The organism is Gillisia hiemivivida, from assembly GCF_007997295.1.
In the GTDB taxonomy this organism is placed as follows: Bacteria; Bacteroidota; Bacteroidia; order Flavobacteriales; family Flavobacteriaceae; genus Gillisia; species Gillisia hiemivivida.
Window position 1 is genome coordinate 42,438 of record NZ_VORY01000012.1, and the last position, 15,771, is coordinate 58,208.

Below are 15,771 nucleotides of genomic sequence, written 5' to 3' on the forward strand. Positions count from 1 at the left end.
TAAGGTTCGTCAAAATATTAATTTCTGAAAGATAACAACTCCGTAAAAACCTAACAAGGTTTTATATCATTTTATGGCTTGAAAGAATAGGCGTGTTAAAATTTCTGATTCCAGATTTCCCAAGCTTTTTCTGCCTGAGACTCTAACATAGCTAGTCCGTTTGTAACTTCCGCGTTTTGAAGTAACGCAAGTTTCATCAATTTTGTATGCGAAGGATTATAAATTAAGTCGAAAACCAAGTGGTTTGACGTAAGTAATTGTGTTGGAATAGGAGGGTACTGCTCGATATTAGGGAAAGTTCCCAGTGGTGTACAGTTAATAATCAGCGTATATTCCTCCATAATTTCTGGAATTACTTCTGAATAAATAAGGTTGTGAGAAGATTTAGATCTGGATACATAGGTTGCTTCAATACCTAATTTTTGAAGTGCATAAGAAACTGCCTTAGAAGCACCTCCGGTTCCTAAGATCAATGCTTTGGTATGATGTGGTTTTAAATACGGTTTAAGAGCTTCAGAAAAACCAAAAAAATCTGTATTGTAGCCAATTAATGTTCCATCGGGCTTTATTTTAATTGTATTTACAGCTCCAATTTCTTTTGCAGTAATCTCTATTTCATCTAAAAATGGGATAATAGCTTCTTTATATGGGATAGTAACATTAAAACCTTTAATCCCAGGATTGTCGCTAAGAAGCTTTGGGAATTGAGTTATATCTGTTAGATCGAAATTTTTATAAGTTGCTTCGATTTTTTCAGAAGAAAATTTCTGATTAAAATACGTTCTGGAAAATGAATAATCGATATTCTTTCCAATGAGTCCAAAGATTTTCATACTGCTTTATTTCGATTTTCATACCAACCCAAACCTAAAACGATAAAAACACCAATTATAATGAAAAAGACTGCGATCCAGGTTTCTGAAGTGGTAAATATTGGAAAATATCTGTCATAATTATCCAGTACTTTATTTCCATGAATATCTAGCCTGAAGTTGCCTTCGGCAGTTAGCTTATAGACCTTTTCTTTCCAAGGCCAAACCACCCCTAAAGAGCCAGTGATAAACCCGATGATAACGGCATAGGTTTCTTTTTTATAACGTTTAAGAACGAATCCTAACAGATGTGAAAGCGAGACGAGTCCTGCTAAAGATCCTAAAGAAAAGACCACAAGCACCTGCAGTAAACGTATTCTTTGCGAATTATCTACAAAGGAGAAATCCATAAGTAATATATCTCCTATGGTATCATATAAGGCATTTACAGAATTTACCAGCAGTAACACATAATTACCAAGAAGGATTAGAATAAAAGAGCCGGAGAGTCCTGGGAGTGTCATTCCCGAAACGCCAATTATTCCGCAAATAAAAACAAACCAAAGATTATCATTTTCTCTGGCAGGCTCCAAAAAACTGATTGCGATCCCTGCAACAACACCCATCATCATAAAGGTAATACTTCGTCTAGACCAGTTTTTGAATTCTTTACTTATGTAGTAAATGGATCCTATGATCATCCCAAAAAAGGAAGCCCAAACATAGAGCTCAAAATGAACAATTAAAAAGTCTAGCAACTGGGAAACACTAAAATAGCTTATCACCATTCCTAGAATTAGAAGACCTAGAAATTTCCCGTTTACGTAATGATAGAGACTTCTAAATCTGCCATTTATTAGCAGTTTAAAAGCTTTAAAATTGATCTTTTGAAGGGAATATATAAATTCTTCGTAAAAGCCGGCAACAAATGCTACAACTCCGCCAGAAACTCCGGGAACCTTATTTGCGGCTCCCATTGCTAAACCTTTAAGTACTAGAAATACTTTGTCACTAAAGGTCCTGGTTTGTTGCATTTTGAGCGATTGGTTTTTGGTTGGCTACGCGCTCTAAGATAAGAATTAAAGTAAATCCTGCAAGAATTAATGCAATAGCAGCAATTATATGCGATTCACCTTGATAATTAGTTGGCCATACCGATGCATCCCTGAGAATAATGGTCTTTTCTCCTATTTGTTTAGATTCTAGAACTTCTTTCCATGGCCATATTTTATTTAGAGAGCCAGCTATAAAACCTGTTAAAACAGCCAAAGTGATACTGCTATAGTGATCAAATAGCCATTTTAAAACACGGGAAAAGGATAAAAGTCCTACAATAGCACCTAAAGCAACTACACCTAGGGTTTTAAACTCGAAATCGTGGGCAGCTTCTGTTATCGTTTTATAAGATCCCAAAAGCACCAATATAAAAGCTCCAGAGATACCTGGTAAAATCATAGCACAAACAGCAATGGAACCAGCCAAGAATAAAAACCAAAGACTAGTATTTGTCCCCATAGGAGGTAAGGTTACAATGTAAACTGCAATTGCGGCACCTATTATCAAGGCTAGAACAATTTTAAAATTCCATTTAGGGATTTGTTTAGCTACATACCAGATACTTGCTAGAATAAGTCCGAAGAAAAAGGACCAGATCATTATCGGATGCGCTTCCAATAAATAATTGGTTAAACGCATTACGGTGAATATACTGATCAAAATTCCAGAGAGAAGAGCAACTATAAAAGAACCATTGGCTTCTTTCCACATCGCAGCAAAACCTTGCTCTTTCCAAGTTTTAATCAGGCCTAAATTAATCCCACTTATGGTATTAATTAGTTCCTGGTAAATGCCTGTAATAAATGCAATAGTTCCTCCAGACACTCCCGGAACTACATCTGCAGCACCCATTGCCATTCCTTTAAGAGTAATTGTAAGGTAATCTTTTAAGCTTCTTTGCATTTTTATATAATCAAGATCTTCGGGGCAAGCCCACAAAATATTCCCGATAGTTCGGGAAGAAAATACTTTTAAATTTCTAGGAATCCCGATAGCTATCGGGACGGGTAATTAAACCCTCATTGAGGGATTAAAAAATTCTTTTCAAAAGTAATTAAAAAATCAGGATGTCTTTAGGTAAGAATTAATAATTTCTTTCACGCTTTTTCTACTGAATATTTGTGGGAAAAGCTCCTCTATAATAATATAATATTCAGAATCTAATTTAAGTCCGTTATTTAAATGGAAATATCCTTTATCGCCTTCATTTAAATTAAAATATAAGCCAGCTAATCGATATTCAATTTCTGAAGAATCAGGATAAAATTCTACTGCCTGCATTAAGTTTTGAATTGCAGTTTCATATTCGCCAAGATTAATAAGTATGTCGCAACGTCTAATCCAGGTTTCTAGCTCATAATTACCAAGCTCAATAGTTTTTTGATACCCGCGTTCCGCTTCTTCAAAGAAACTAAGCCTGCTATTGATCTTAGCAAAACGCTTCCAATAAAGCACATTTTCCTCGTCAATATTAATTGCTTTATTAATATAATAAAGTGCTTTTTGATAATTCTTCTTCTTGAAATAAAAATCGGTAATTGCAATCCATCCTTTATCTAACAAAGGATCTTCATGAACGGTTTTGGAATAATTTTCCAAAGCATATTCGTCCATGCCTAATTTCTCAAAGCACTTACCTATTCTTAAGTAAGCAAAAGAGGTGGGATCATCTAGATCTAAGGTTATGTTATAGTTTTCTATTGCTTCATTATATCTACCTAATTTCTCTAAGACCTTTCCTTTTTCAAGGTAAGCCCCAATAAAATAATCATCGCTAATTATGGCGAAATCAAATGCCATTAAAGCCTTATCTAATTGTTTAAGGTCAAAATATTGCTTTCCAACTTGGTGCCATGCAACTTCGCAATATGGATTCTTGTTAAGAAACGCATTTAGAAAATCTATAGATTCATTTTTTTGCTCCAGAAAATCGAAACAATACATGATATTATATAGCGCAGAATAATCTTCTTCATCTGCCTCTAAACATTGCATGAAGCTTAGCTTGGCATTTTCAAAATCTTCTAAGAATAAATATTCCATTCCTAATAAGGAATAGACATCTGCGGTATCTAGAGTTATTTCAAGGGCAAGTTCCAGCATTTGGATCGCCTTTTTGTGATCATCTCTTTTGGAAAAAATATTGGCTTTCTGAATAAAGATCTCCTCATTGGAAGATTCCAGAGTATGTAGTTCGTTCAAGAGACCATCTGCTAAGTCCAATTTATCCTCAAATACGAGGATCTCAACTTTAAATAGTTTCAGGTTCGTGGAAGTGGGATGTTGTGCCAATCCTAATTTCACAGCTTTTTTAGCCAATGCAATCTTTCCATTCTCCAAATAATGGTGAATGATATCCTCAAATTCTTCTGAATCAAAAAACAACACATCGTTTGTTTTTAGCATAGATTCAAAACGGGTAAGTGAGAAATTGTTTTCTTCGTTATGGCTTAATTGCATACACTGGGGATTACGTGATTTCTACAGTACTAAAGTTATAAAGGATAACACATGAACTGTAAGGGTATCTATATTGTTTTTAACAAAGTAATTAACAAGTTAGAATTGACTTTCAATTTCGTTTAAAATGTCAATAATAATGCCACATCCTTCTTTAATTTCCTGATTTGTAATTGTTAAGGGAGGGGTTATTCTAATGGCAGTTTTTTCAAATAAAAGCCAAAACAAAATTAGACCTTTCTCTTGTGCTTTCAAAATAATTTTAGTCGCCATTTCTTCTGAAGTGGTTATCACAGCCAGCATAAGTCCTATTCCACGGATTTCTTTAATAAGTGGGTGTATAAGGAGTTCTCTGAATAGTTTTTCCTTCTGAAGAGCCTCTGCCATAAGGTCAGATTCTGTGATCTCTCGTAAAGTGGCTAATGCTGCTGCGGCAATTACAGGGTTACCTCCAAATGTGGTGATATGTCCCAATTTCGGATTGTCCATTAGGGTATCCATCACTTTTTCTGAAGCAGTAAAGGCGCCAATAGGCAGCCCGCCACCCATGCCTTTTCCCATTACTAAAATATCTGGAACCATATTGTAATGCTCAAATCCAAATAATTTACCAGTACGTCCAAAGCCAGGCTGGATTTCATCTAAGATCAACAACGCGCCAACTTGTTCACAGTGTGATTTTAGTTTTTGTAAGTAGTTATTTTTGGGAACTATAAATCCGGCACCTCCTTGGATAGTTTCTAGTATTACTGCTGCGGTATTCTCTGTAATGTTTTGAAAATCTTCTTCAGCATTAAAATTTAGGAAGCTAACGTCTCCAATAAGAGGTCTAAAAGGAGCGACCCGCTCTTCAAAGCTCATTAAACTTAGGGAACCCATTGTGTTTCCATGATAGGCCATTCTTGCTGCAATTATTTCAGACCTTCCTGTAGATCTTCTAGCTAATTTTAAAGCACCTTCAATAGCTTCGGTTCCAGAATTAGTGAGGTATGTTTTGCTTAAAGATTTTGGTAATTTCTTGGCGAGAAGTTTGGTTAAATCAACGGCAGGGGATAAGGCATATTCACCATATACCATCACATGTAAATATTTTTCGGCTTGATCTTTAATAGCGTTTACCACACGAGGATGACAATGCCCTAAGCTGCATGCCGAAACTCCGGCTACAAAATCTAAATACTTTTTCCCCTGTATTGAATAAATATAGGAGCCTTTAGCATGAGATATTTCCATAGCTAAGGGATGCGGAGTAGTTTGCGCTTGATATTTTAAAAAATCTTCTTTCAACTATCTTAAATTTTAGTAGTTCCTTTTCCAGATTTCTTCTTTTTCTCTAATTTTTTTTTCTTGTCTAATAAAAGAGAATCAATTTTTTTTATAGGAACTCCTAAACTATCAACTTTGGTGTCTTTTAGATCATCTGGAGTTAATCTGGAATTCTCATTCAATAAGGATGGTTCTCCGTTAGTTTCATCAAAGAAGTCCTCTTGCTCCTCGGGTAAGGGTATGCCTTTGATCTTCGTTAATTTTGGGGGTTCTTCGCCTTTAAATAGATCAGATTTTTCTAATAACTGTTCTTCTCCACGCCAATTAAAGCCGGGTAGTTCTCTTGCATTTGAGGGAAATTCTTCAGGGGGCGTAAGAGTACCGTCTACTTGTTTGTAATAATAGATGTCTCGAATTGTTTTATCTTCAAAAAGGATCTTTATAGAGCTAGACAATGTTTTATTAATTCCTAGCAATTCATTCTCCTCATTCCTACTGTAATATATAGTTTCAGTATTTTTTATGATATCTACCTGATACAGCTCATTACTAACAAATAATCCAGTGAGTTCTTTTCCTTTTACTTGATTATAACCTTCTATACTATCTTTCTGAATAAGAAATGCATCATAAAAGACCTTGAGAGAATCAAGTTTTTCTGTTACAGGATTATTTAGAATATGAATGGTATCTCCAGTCATCTGGTTATTATCTGACCAAATTACTGGTGTTCGTTTTGTAGAAACAGAGGTTGAAGGCACATTCCCAATATTTAAAAGCTTCGTGATTCCTTTTTTCTGATTCACATAAATAGAATCACTTTTTCCGCTAATATCACTTTTAAAGAGCTTAACATTGTAAAAACCTCTTACGATCCTGTTTTCTGGTTTTCCTGTGATCATTAGCGTGTCACTATGAATAAATATAGAATCCTTATCCTGAATTGTAGCAGCTAAAGCACGCTTGGTTATAAAGACAGAATCTTTTTCGCGATAGACTTCAGCATAATGACCAGTTATTAAACTGTTATTTAAAGTATCGGTTACTTTAATATTGTTTGTGCCTGAAGCAAAACTTTTAGCTCGATTAAAATATAAGCTGTCTCCTTCAAGAACTCTGTTTTCATAATCTATTCTGGAATTTTTTACAAAATACCCAACATCCCCTCTGGTGTCATAAAATCCACGCTCACAATAAACAGTGCTTGTTTCACTTACTATAGTTGTTGGTCCATATAAATAAGCAGCACCACTATCTGAATAGAAATCCAATTGCTGAGAATTTATAGTGTATTTAGGGTTGGTTACTTTTACATCGCTGAGGAATGAATACTTATCCTGATCCATATAATACCTACCTATTCTACTGGTAAGCACGCTGGCAGTATCGCGAACAGTTCCGCCGCTCCTGTAATAGGCTTGTTGTTTTACTCTATCAAAGAATAAAGTATCTGTTTCTATGGAAGATTGGGGGCGGCTCATTTTTACATTACCGCTCGCAAAGGCGAACTGAGTAGTTCCATTATACTCTGCATACTTGCTTTGCATGGTAACGGTATCTCCCTGCTGCATCCTCACATTTCCATAAGCTTTAAAAAAATTCGCTTCGTCGTAGTGAATTGCCTGATCACACCATATTTCTATCCCTTCATGAATAAAATGAACCTGATTGGTCACTTTGCTCAAGATAATGGCGCCGGGATATTTGTTTTCATCTTTCAACGTTCTATCACTGGTGTAATCTATTTTTTTGGATGTTTGGGCATAGAAGTTACCATTACAGCAAAAACATAGAATTAAGGTAACTATATAATAGGTGGATTTTTTCAAACTGAATAATTTGAATCAAAAGTAAGGAAAAGCCATATAATGATAGAGCTGGTTAATTAAAAATAATTTAAACTGAAGATATTTGAATAATTCTTAAAGAATAGATCCCCATTAAATTGATTTCAAAAGGAATGCCTAGAAATGTTAGAGAATAGCTAATACTCATAAACTTTTCTAAATTTTAACTATAATTAATAGTTATAAAATTGCTTTAAGGAAATATTAACTCTCTGTTTAAAACCGAATCTGTCTTTCTCCCGTAAGTTTGGATATAATCTAGAAAACTTAATTATGAAAAAACCAATGATGAAAGTGGAAGTATCTTCGGAAACCCACTCAAAAAGTAATAACTCGCGTAGAAAATTTTTAAAAATGGGAGGATTGGCAGTAGTTGGTTCCAGCCTACTTTTATACGGATGTAGCGATGACGATGACATTTCAGGCCCTGTTACTCCAACACCTGGAGAACCTTTCGATTTAGGAAGCGGAGATGTAGGTATTTTAAATTATGCTTATGCATTAGAGCAGCTTGAAGCAGAATTTTATACCCAAGTTATCGCAGGATCTTATTTCGCTAGTGCTGATCCTGAAGAAAAATTGATTTTACAAGATCTTTATGATCACGAGGTAATTCATCGTGAATTTTTTAAGGCTGCAATCACAGGAGCAGTAGGCGGTGATATGAGTAAAGTATTACCAGAATTAGAATTTGACTTTAGTGGTGTAGATTTTGGTAGTAGAGATGCTGTTTTAGGAACTGCTCAAGTTCTGGAAGATACAGGAGTATCTGCATACAATGGAGCAGGTGCAAGAATAGAACTTCCACTTTACCTTACAATTGCGGGTAAAATCGTATCTGTAGAGGCGCGTCATGCTGCTGCTATTAGATCTATTTACCTACCAGGGAATACAGAATTTGCTGGAGATGATGTAATTGATGCAAATGGTTTAGACCCTGCAACTCCCCCTGCAGATGTACTTGCAGCTGTTGTAGCAACAGGATTTCTTACAACTCCATTTACGGCAAACAACTTACCAGCACCTATGGTAGGATAATCTAATTTAAACTTAAAAAACAACATTATGAATATTATAAAATTTTTAGACGAATTTACTTCGGAAAGCTTAACTCAAAAGGTCTCCTCTAGAAGAGATGTTTTTGGAACATTTGGTTCTTTAGGAAAAAAAGCTGCATTAGCTGCAATTCCCTTTGGAATGGCTGCAGGATCAGGAAAAGCTTTTGCACAAACAAATGGGAATACTCCTATAGATTCCTTAAACCTTGCATTAACCCTTGAGTATCTGGAAGCTGAATTTTACATTAGAGCTTTAGATTCTGGAGTGCTTCCTGCTGGAAGACCAGAAGATGTTTACAACCAGATTTCTAAACATGAGACAGCTCACGTAGAATTTTTGAAAACAAATTTGGGAGATGCTGCTGTAGAATCACCAGAATTTGATTTTACTGTAGGTGGAATGTTTGATCCATTTAATGAAAATGGAATTGGGCAAGAAACAGCTTACGCTCAGTTGTTGGCATTAGCACAAGCTTTTGAGGATACTGGAGTAAGAGCTTATAAGGGACAAGCCCCAAATTTAATGGGAACTGCTTTTTTAACACCTGCGCTACAAATTCACTCTGTAGAGGCAAAGCATGCTTCTGAAATTAGAAGGTTAAGAGCATTTGTTTTAGGAGAAACCTTAAACGATAATGCTTTAGGATGGATTACTCTTAACAATAGAGGACCAGGAATGCCAGAAGCTACACAAGCAGTATATGATGGTGAAGAGAATATATCACAAGGTGGTGTAGATCTTGTAGCTGCAACTGGATTTAGTGCAACATCAGTATCTCAATCTTTTGATGAGCCAATGACTGGTGAAACTGCAACAGCTATTGCAAGCTTGTTTATAAAGACTGATAGTGATAACTAGAAGTTAAGCTAGATTTGATTTATATTAAAAATGCCTTTCAGAAATGAAAGGCATTTTTTTATTTAATATATTAAATGAAACTATCTATGGATAGTTTGCTTTCTATCTGGTCCCACAGAAATTACAGAAATAGGAGTTTTTAATTCATCCTCTAAAAATTTCACGTACTCCATAAATTCTTTTGGTAGTTCGGAAGCTTCAGTCATCTTAGTAAGATCTTCTTTCCAGCCTTTGAATTCTGTATACACAGGAGTAACATTTTCCGGTTCTATGTTATAAGGTAAATGTGTAATTTCTTCTCCTTTATATTCATAAGAAGTGCATATTTTTAAAGTTTTAAAACCACTTAGTACATCCCCTTTCATCATGATCAATTGAGTGATCCCGTTTATTTGCACTGCATATTTTAGCGCAACAAGATCTAACCATCCACATCTTCTTGGACGCCCTGTTGTAGCTCCAAATTCATTTCCAATTCTACCCATTCTTTCTCCATCTTCATCGAAAAGCTCGGTAGGGAAGGGGCCACTTCCAACTCTGGTAGTATATGCTTTAAAGATCCCAAAAGCATCTCCAATTTTGTTTGGCGCTACTCCTAGTCCTGTACAAGCTCCTGCTGCAGTGGTATTAGAAGAGGTCACAAAAGGATAAGTACCAAAATCTATATCTAATAAAGAACCCTGAGCACCTTCAGCTAAAATAGATTTCCCATCTTCTTGTGCTGTTTGTAAGTATTGCTCACTATCTATAAACTTCAAGGTTTTTAATAGTTCAACAGCTTTAAAAAATTCTGTTTCTAATTCGGCTAGATTATATTGTACATCTACATTATAGAAGCTTATCATAGCTTCATGCTTGTCTGCCAATAATCTGTATTTTTCTTTCCAATTGTCCAGTTCAAGATCCCCAACACGAATCCCATTTCTTCCAGTCTTGTCCATATAAGTTGGTCCAATCCCTTTAAGTGTAGAGCCAATCTTGGCTTTTCCTTTAGAAGCTTCAGAAGCTGCATCTAGCAACCTATGAGTAGGAAGAATTAAGTGAGCTTTTCTTGAGATGTAAAGATTTTTTCTATAATCCGTTTTGAAAGCATCTAGATTTTCAAGTTCTTTTTTGAAAATAACAGGATCTATAACCACCCCATTTCCAACAAGATTTATGGTGTCTTTATGAAAAATCCCGGATGGAATCGTGTGAAGAACATGTTTTTGACCATCAAATTCCAAAGTGTGACCTGCATTTGGCCCTCCTTGAAATCTAGCGATTATGTCATATTTTTTGGTAAATACATCTACAATTTTACCTTTTCCTTCATCTCCCCATTGTAATCCGAGTAGTAAGTCTACTGCCATAAATATCTAATTAGTTGATTGTTTTTTTGTGCCGTAAAAGTATAAAGAATGTTTAGAAACTTCAATATTAAAAACTTCTTCTATTGTTTGTTTTATACTTTGAATTCTAGGATCGCAAAATTCTATTACTTCTCCTGTATCAGTTAAGATTATATGATCGTGTTGCCTATCAAAATAAGATTTTTCATACTGCGATTGATTTTGGCCGAATTGATGTCTTCTCACCAAACCGCAATCTAAAAGCAATTCTATAGTATTATATAAGGTGGCTCGACTCACTCTATATTTCTTATTTTTCATACTAATATAAAGCGACTCAATATCAAAATGCTCTTCATTATTATAGATCTCCTGTAAAATAGCAAAACGTTCCGGGGTTTTACGATGCCCTTTATCTTCCAAAAATTTGGTAAATACATTCTTTACTACAGCCTGATCGTTCTTATTTCCACTTTTCTTGCTCATAATATTGCTTCGTTTGCAAAGGTATTGGTTTATTCTCTTGACACCTTATCTATCCCACTTATTTTTTTAAGATGTTCTATTAGTGTGTCTAAGATCGAATTGTTTTTTACAATAACAGTTATTTTACCAGTAAATACACCATCTGCACTATCAAAATTAATACTTCGCATATTTACATTCATGCTTTTTGAAATTTCTTTAGTGATCTCACTAACCAATCCTAAATTATCTATTCCTCTTAAATTTATGACCGCCTTAAAATCTTGTTGTGACGAATCTATCCATTTTGCCTGAATAATTCGATAGGCATAATTACTTTGAAACTGAATGGCATTGGGGCAATCCTTTTTATGAACTTTTATTCCTTCACTAACAGTAATAAAACCGAACACCCGATCTCCGGGAATAGGGTTACAACAATTAGCTAATTTATAATCAAGAACCTCTTCTTCCTTACCAAATACTATCTGATCGTACTTGGAGGTGATCTCTTCTTTGTTAAGATCTTCTGCTACAGGTGCTTTTCTGATCTTATTTTTAAAGTAGCTCACAAAAGCATTACTTCTATTGGCTGTAAATTCCTTTAAACTTTTATTATCTATTTTCCCAATTCCAACTCTATAAAAGAGATCTAAGCTGGTTTTTAATTTGAAGTGAATCACCAACTCATTAATCATACTCTCGTTAAAACTGAGTTTTTGGGATTTTAACTTCCTTGCAAGAACAGCTTTACCTTCTTCTGCAAGTTCTTTTTTCTCTTCTCTTAACGAAGATTTTATCTTAGCTCTAGCTCTAGCCGTGCTTGCATAGTCTAACCAGTTAACATTGGGCTTTGCATTGTCTGAAGTGATGATTTCTATTTGATCGCCACTTTTTAATTCATGACTTAGCGGTACCAATTTGTTATTTACCTTCGCACCACGAGTATGTAGGCCTATGGCCGTATGTATGCTAAATGCGAAATCTAAAGGAGTTGCTCCCTTTGGCAAAGATTTTAGATCTCCTTGTGGAGTAAATACAAAGATCTCCTTGGCGTATAAATTCAGTTTAAATTGCTCAACAAAATCTACAGCATTGGCTTCAGAATTTTCCAAAGCTTCCTGTAATCTGTTTAACCATTCTTCCATGGTCTTTTCTTCCTGCTCGACGCCTTGTTTGTACTTATAATGAGCCGCATATCCTTTTTCGGCTATTTCATTCATTCGCTCACTTCTAATCTGGACTTCTACCCATCTTCCTTTAGGCCCCATAACAGTAATGTGCAAAGCTTCGTAACCAGTAGATTTAGGTGAAGAGATCCAATCCCGTAATCGAATAGGATTCGGTCTAAAGTGATCAGTTACTATCGAGTATATTTTCCAGGCTAAGAACTTTTCATTTGCTATATCACCTTTATAGATTATACGAACGGCAAACTTATCGAAGACTTCATCAAAAGTGATATTTTGAGTCTTTATTTTTCTCCAGATAGAATAGATAGACTTTGGCCTTCCTTTAATAGTATACTCTAATTGCTCTTGGTTTAAAGAGTCTTTTATAACCTGTGTAAATGCATCAATATATGCGTCTTGCTCTTGTTTACTTTCTCTAATTTTCTGAAGAATATCATTGTAAACTTCAGGTTCTGTATATTTTAAACTGAGGTCTTCAAGTTCAGTTTTAATGCTATATAAACCAATTCTATGTGCAAGAGGCGCATAAATATATAGTGTTTCTGAAGCTATTTTAACCTGTTTATCCGGTTTCATAGCATCCATAGTTTGCATATTATGCAACCTGTCTGCAATTTTAATGATGATTACCCTAACATCGTCATTAAGGGTAAGCAACATTTTTCTGAAATTTTCTGCTTGTAGAGAAACATCTTTATCTTGTTGTTGCTGTAAGTGCGAGATCTTGGTAAGTCCGTCTACGATTAACGCAACAGTTTTACCAAAAATCTTTTCAATTTCTTCTATAGAATACGTGGTATCTTCTACTACATCGTGAAGTAATGCGGCAGCAATAGAAGTAGCATCCAATCCTATTTCTGAAGCAACTATTTTTGCAACCGCGATAGGATGAAATATGTAAGCCTCTCCAGATTTTCTACGCTGATCTTTATGCGCCTCTACAGAAGTATCAAATGCCAATCTAATTAAATTTTTATCTTCTTTAGATAGGGATCTGTAACTTATGCGTAACAATTCTTTATACTGGCGCGCAATTTCTTTATTTTCTTTTACTACTGCAGCTTCTGTCATAGCTTAAAATTACGATTAACATTGTAAAGAAACAACTACAAACTAAGAGCTTAAGTTTTTAATTCGCTGTAATAAGGTTGGGTGCGAATAATGCATAAAAACATAAGCTTTATGTGGGGTTAAGTTGCTTAAACTAGATTTGGATAATTTTTTAAGACTGGAAATCAATGATTCTGAATTATAAGTGTTTTTAGCAAAATCATCTGCCTGATATTCAAATTTTCGAGATAAATAATTCATTAGCAAACCAGTAATTTCTGAAATAGGACTGTATAAAATCCCGAAAGCGATCAACCCAATATGAAAACTCGGATTTTCTACTCCTAAGGCTTGAGAGAGTAACTCATTTCCAACAAATATGGACAATACCCACAGAGTTAATCCTGTGGTTAATATGGAAGCCAGTAGATTTACAATTATATGCTTTTTCTTATAATGTCCTACTTCATGCGCCAAAACACTAACAATTTCTTCTTCGCTAAGATCATTAACCAGTGTATCATAAAGAGTGATCCTCTTTTCTTTACCAAAGCCAGAGAAATAGGCATTTGCCTTAGTGCTCCTCTTTGAGCCATCTATTATAAAAATATTATCTAACTGAAAACCTACTTCATGGGCATAGGCTTCAATTTTAGACCGAAGCGATCCATCTTGAAGTGGAGATTGTTTGTTGAAAAGTGGAACAATGAGCTTTGCATAAAACATATTGGTAAACACAATAAAAGCAGTAACCATGATCCAGGAATACCACCAAAAATCGGTGGAAGTTAATTGGTAGAACCATACGATCAATGCCAAAATTCCACCTCCAACGATGATCAGCAAACCCCAGGATTTCAATTTATCTAATACAAATAATTTCTTTGTGGTTTTATTAAATCCATATTTCTCCTCGATCACAAAGGTGCTGTAATAGGAAAAGGGAAGTGTGAGTATATCACTGGCAAACATGATTATCCCGAAGAAAATTAAGGCTTTATAAATAGGATTCTCAGTAAAACTACCAGCAACTTCATTTACATATGCAAAGCCTTCAAAGAAGAGAAAACCCAATAAAATAATCAATGAGAAAGCAGAAGAAACTACACCGAATCTATATACCTCTTTCTTGTAATCCTGAGATTTTCGATATTCTGCATCATCATATACATCTTCCAATTCTTTTGGGATTGGATCGTTAAACCGACTTGCATTTAAAGAATCTAAAATTTTATCGATTATAAAATCGATTAAAATGATTGTAACAATTATATAAAATAAGATTTCAGCGCTCACGTAGAATATTTTTTTTGGAGAAAAAGATTAATATATGTGATATAATTGAATGAATAACGATAATTAGCATAAATGATGCTACTTTCAGTTTTACTAGGAAAAACCTCGTTGGCGTTTGGCTTCGAAAATTAAAATTCCAGCCGCTACAGATACATTCATGCTATCTATTTCTCCACTCATAGGAATAATGATGTTTTGAGTAGAATGATCTATCCATTCTTTGCTTAAGCCTGTTGCTTCAGTTCCAACAACTATTGCTGAAGAATTAGTAAAATCTATTTCAGAATAATTTTTTGAAGCTTGTAGTGCAGCAGTATAAATAGAGATCTTATGTTTCTTTAAAAAACTGATGATTTCTGAAGTAGTTCCAACTGCAATGTTATTTGTGAAAACACAACCTACACTAGATCTAATAATATTAGGATTAAAAAGATCGGTTTTGGGATTGGCAATGATTACAGCATCCACATTCGCAGCATCTGCAGTTCTTAAGAGCGCTCCAATATTCCCTGGTTTTTCAGGAGCTTCAGCAATCAACAATAATGGATTCTTTGAGCTTAGCTGAAGCGAATCCAGAGATAATTCTTTAGATCTAAATAAAGCCATCACCCCTTCTGTGCTACCACGATAAGCGATCTTTTCATAAACATCTTTAGAGAGCTCAGTAATCAAAGGCTTGTTTTTAGTATTCGTGTTCAGTTCTCTCAATCCTTCAGCGGGAAATAAAGAATCACAAAAAAAGAATTCTTCGCAAATGAATTTTCCTTTAAAAGCAAGCTGAATTTCCCTAAGTCCTTCAACTATAAAAACACCTTCTTTTTTTCTATTTCGGGACTTCTCCTGAAGCTGAAGCAGTCTTTTAACAGCCGGATTCTGTGCGCTAGATATTTGTTTGATCATCCTGTAAAAATAAATACTTATTGATAGTTACAACTAAAAAACCTCTGAAATTATCAGAGGTTTTTGATTAAAAATGAAAATAATTTAAATTCTGTCCCGATGTCTATTTGTCATCCCGACCTTAGGAGGGATCTCTTATTGAGTTGGATTTTGCTTCGTTGAGATTCTTCGCTCCACT

At 34.8% G+C, this 15,771-nt stretch carries 13 protein-coding genes; 2 read left to right on the forward strand and 11 right to left on the reverse strand.

Annotated elements, in window-relative coordinates:
• Nucleotides 1-95 precede the first annotated feature (95 nt).
• The 6 genes from ES724_RS10790 to ES724_RS10815 form a co-directional block, all read right to left on the reverse strand.
• Nucleotides 96-833 carry a shikimate dehydrogenase family protein gene (locus ES724_RS10790; RefSeq protein WP_146932887.1) on the reverse strand — a complete coding sequence of 246 codons (738 nt, stop codon included), beginning with the start codon at nucleotides 831-833 and terminating at the stop codon, nucleotides 96-98.
• Entirely contained in the window at nucleotides 830-1,846 is a 1,017-nt protein-coding gene (locus ES724_RS10795) for a DUF368 domain-containing protein (RefSeq protein ID WP_146932889.1), read from the reverse strand. The genes ES724_RS10790 and ES724_RS10795 overlap by 4 nt, the downstream gene beginning before the upstream one ends.
• Entirely contained in the window at nucleotides 1,824-2,771 is a 948-nt protein-coding gene (locus tag ES724_RS10800) for a DUF368 domain-containing protein (protein WP_146932891.1), read from the reverse strand. Before ES724_RS10800 ends, ES724_RS10795 begins: the two co-directional genes overlap by 23 nt.
• Before the next feature lie 159 nt (nucleotides 2,772-2,930).
• Entirely contained in the window at nucleotides 2,931-4,328 is a 1,398-nt protein-coding gene (locus ES724_RS10805) for a tetratricopeptide repeat protein (RefSeq protein ID WP_146932893.1), read from the reverse strand.
• 99 nt (nucleotides 4,329-4,427) lie between these two features.
• Nucleotides 4,428-5,615 (reverse strand): aspartate aminotransferase family protein, encoded by a 1,188-nt coding sequence (locus tag ES724_RS10810; RefSeq protein ID WP_146932895.1) that lies wholly within the window; start codon nucleotides 5,613-5,615, stop codon nucleotides 4,428-4,430.
• 5 nt (nucleotides 5,616-5,620) lie between these two features.
• Nucleotides 5,621-7,423, reverse strand: a complete 1,803-nt coding sequence (locus ES724_RS10815; RefSeq protein WP_211362761.1) for an OstA-like protein — start codon at nucleotides 7,421-7,423, stop codon at nucleotides 5,621-5,623.
• Between the two features lie 291 nt (nucleotides 7,424-7,714).
• Between ES724_RS10815 and ES724_RS10820 the strand changes: the two genes are divergently transcribed.
• Nucleotides 7,715-8,479, forward strand: coding sequence for a ferritin-like domain-containing protein (locus ES724_RS10820; protein ID WP_211362762.1), 765 nt, complete (start codon nucleotides 7,715-7,717; stop codon nucleotides 8,477-8,479).
• 27 nt (nucleotides 8,480-8,506) lie between these two features.
• Entirely contained in the window at nucleotides 8,507-9,358 is an 852-nt protein-coding gene (locus tag ES724_RS10825) for a ferritin-like domain-containing protein (protein ID WP_146932897.1), read from the forward strand.
• Between the two features lie 80 nt (nucleotides 9,359-9,438).
• On the opposite strand, the gene ES724_RS10830 is transcribed toward ES724_RS10825, so the two are convergent.
• The 5 genes from ES724_RS10830 to ES724_RS10850 all read right to left on the reverse strand — a co-directional run bounded on the left by ES724_RS10830 (nucleotide 9,439) and on the right by ES724_RS10850 (nucleotide 15,593).
• Nucleotides 9,439-10,710: an adenylosuccinate synthase gene (locus ES724_RS10830; protein ID WP_146932899.1), complete on the reverse strand. Its 1,272-nt coding sequence runs from the start codon at nucleotides 10,708-10,710 to the stop codon at nucleotides 9,439-9,441.
• A gap of 6 nt (nucleotides 10,711-10,716) precedes the next feature.
• Nucleotides 10,717-11,175 (reverse strand): Fur family transcriptional regulator, encoded by a 459-nt coding sequence (locus ES724_RS10835; protein ID WP_026838998.1) that lies wholly within the window; start codon nucleotides 11,173-11,175, stop codon nucleotides 10,717-10,719.
• A gap of 29 nt (nucleotides 11,176-11,204) precedes the next feature.
• On the reverse strand, nucleotides 11,205-13,418 hold the full coding sequence (locus ES724_RS10840) for a RelA/SpoT family protein (protein WP_146932901.1): 2,214 nt from the start codon (nucleotides 13,416-13,418) through the stop codon (nucleotides 11,205-11,207).
• 42 nt (nucleotides 13,419-13,460) lie between these two features.
• Complete coding sequence (locus tag ES724_RS10845; RefSeq protein ID WP_146932903.1) at nucleotides 13,461-14,693, reverse strand: M48 family metallopeptidase; 1,233 nt, start codon at nucleotides 14,691-14,693, stop codon at nucleotides 13,461-13,463.
• Nucleotides 14,694-14,786: 93 nt separating this feature from the next.
• Nucleotides 14,787-15,593, reverse strand: a complete 807-nt coding sequence (locus ES724_RS10850) for a TrmH family RNA methyltransferase (RefSeq protein ID WP_146932905.1) — start codon at nucleotides 15,591-15,593, stop codon at nucleotides 14,787-14,789.
• Nucleotides 15,594-15,771: the final 178 nt, after the last annotated feature.

Bases quoted from the DNA above. Each gene is read 5' to 3' on its own strand.
- ES724_RS10825 (WP_146932897.1), top strand. From the start codon at position 8,507: ATGAATATTATAAAATTTTTAGACGAATTTACTTCGGAAAGCTTAACT.
- ES724_RS10795 (WP_146932889.1), bottom strand. From the start codon at position 1,846: ATGCAACAAACCAGGACCTTTAGTGACAAAGTATTTCTAGTACTTAAA.
- ES724_RS10850 (WP_146932905.1), bottom strand. From the start codon at position 15,593: ATGATCAAACAAATATCTAGCGCACAGAATCCGGCTGTTAAAAGACTG.
- ES724_RS10830 (WP_146932899.1), bottom strand. From the start codon at position 10,710: ATGGCAGTAGACTTACTACTCGGATTACAATGGGGAGATGAAGGAAAA.
- ES724_RS10840 (WP_146932901.1), bottom strand. From the start codon at position 13,418: ATGACAGAAGCTGCAGTAGTAAAAGAAAATAAAGAAATTGCGCGCCAG.
- ES724_RS10805 (WP_146932893.1), bottom strand. From the start codon at position 4,328: ATGCAATTAAGCCATAACGAAGAAAACAATTTCTCACTTACCCGTTTT.
- ES724_RS10790 (WP_146932887.1), bottom strand. From the start codon at position 833: ATGAAAATCTTTGGACTCATTGGAAAGAATATCGATTATTCATTTTCC.
- ES724_RS10800 (WP_146932891.1), bottom strand. From the start codon at position 2,771: ATGCAAAGAAGCTTAAAAGATTACCTTACAATTACTCTTAAAGGAATG.
- ES724_RS10820 (WP_211362762.1), top strand. From the start codon at position 7,715: ATGAAAAAACCAATGATGAAAGTGGAAGTATCTTCGGAAACCCACTCA.
- ES724_RS10835 (WP_026838998.1), bottom strand. From the start codon at position 11,175: ATGAGCAAGAAAAGTGGAAATAAGAACGATCAGGCTGTAGTAAAGAAT.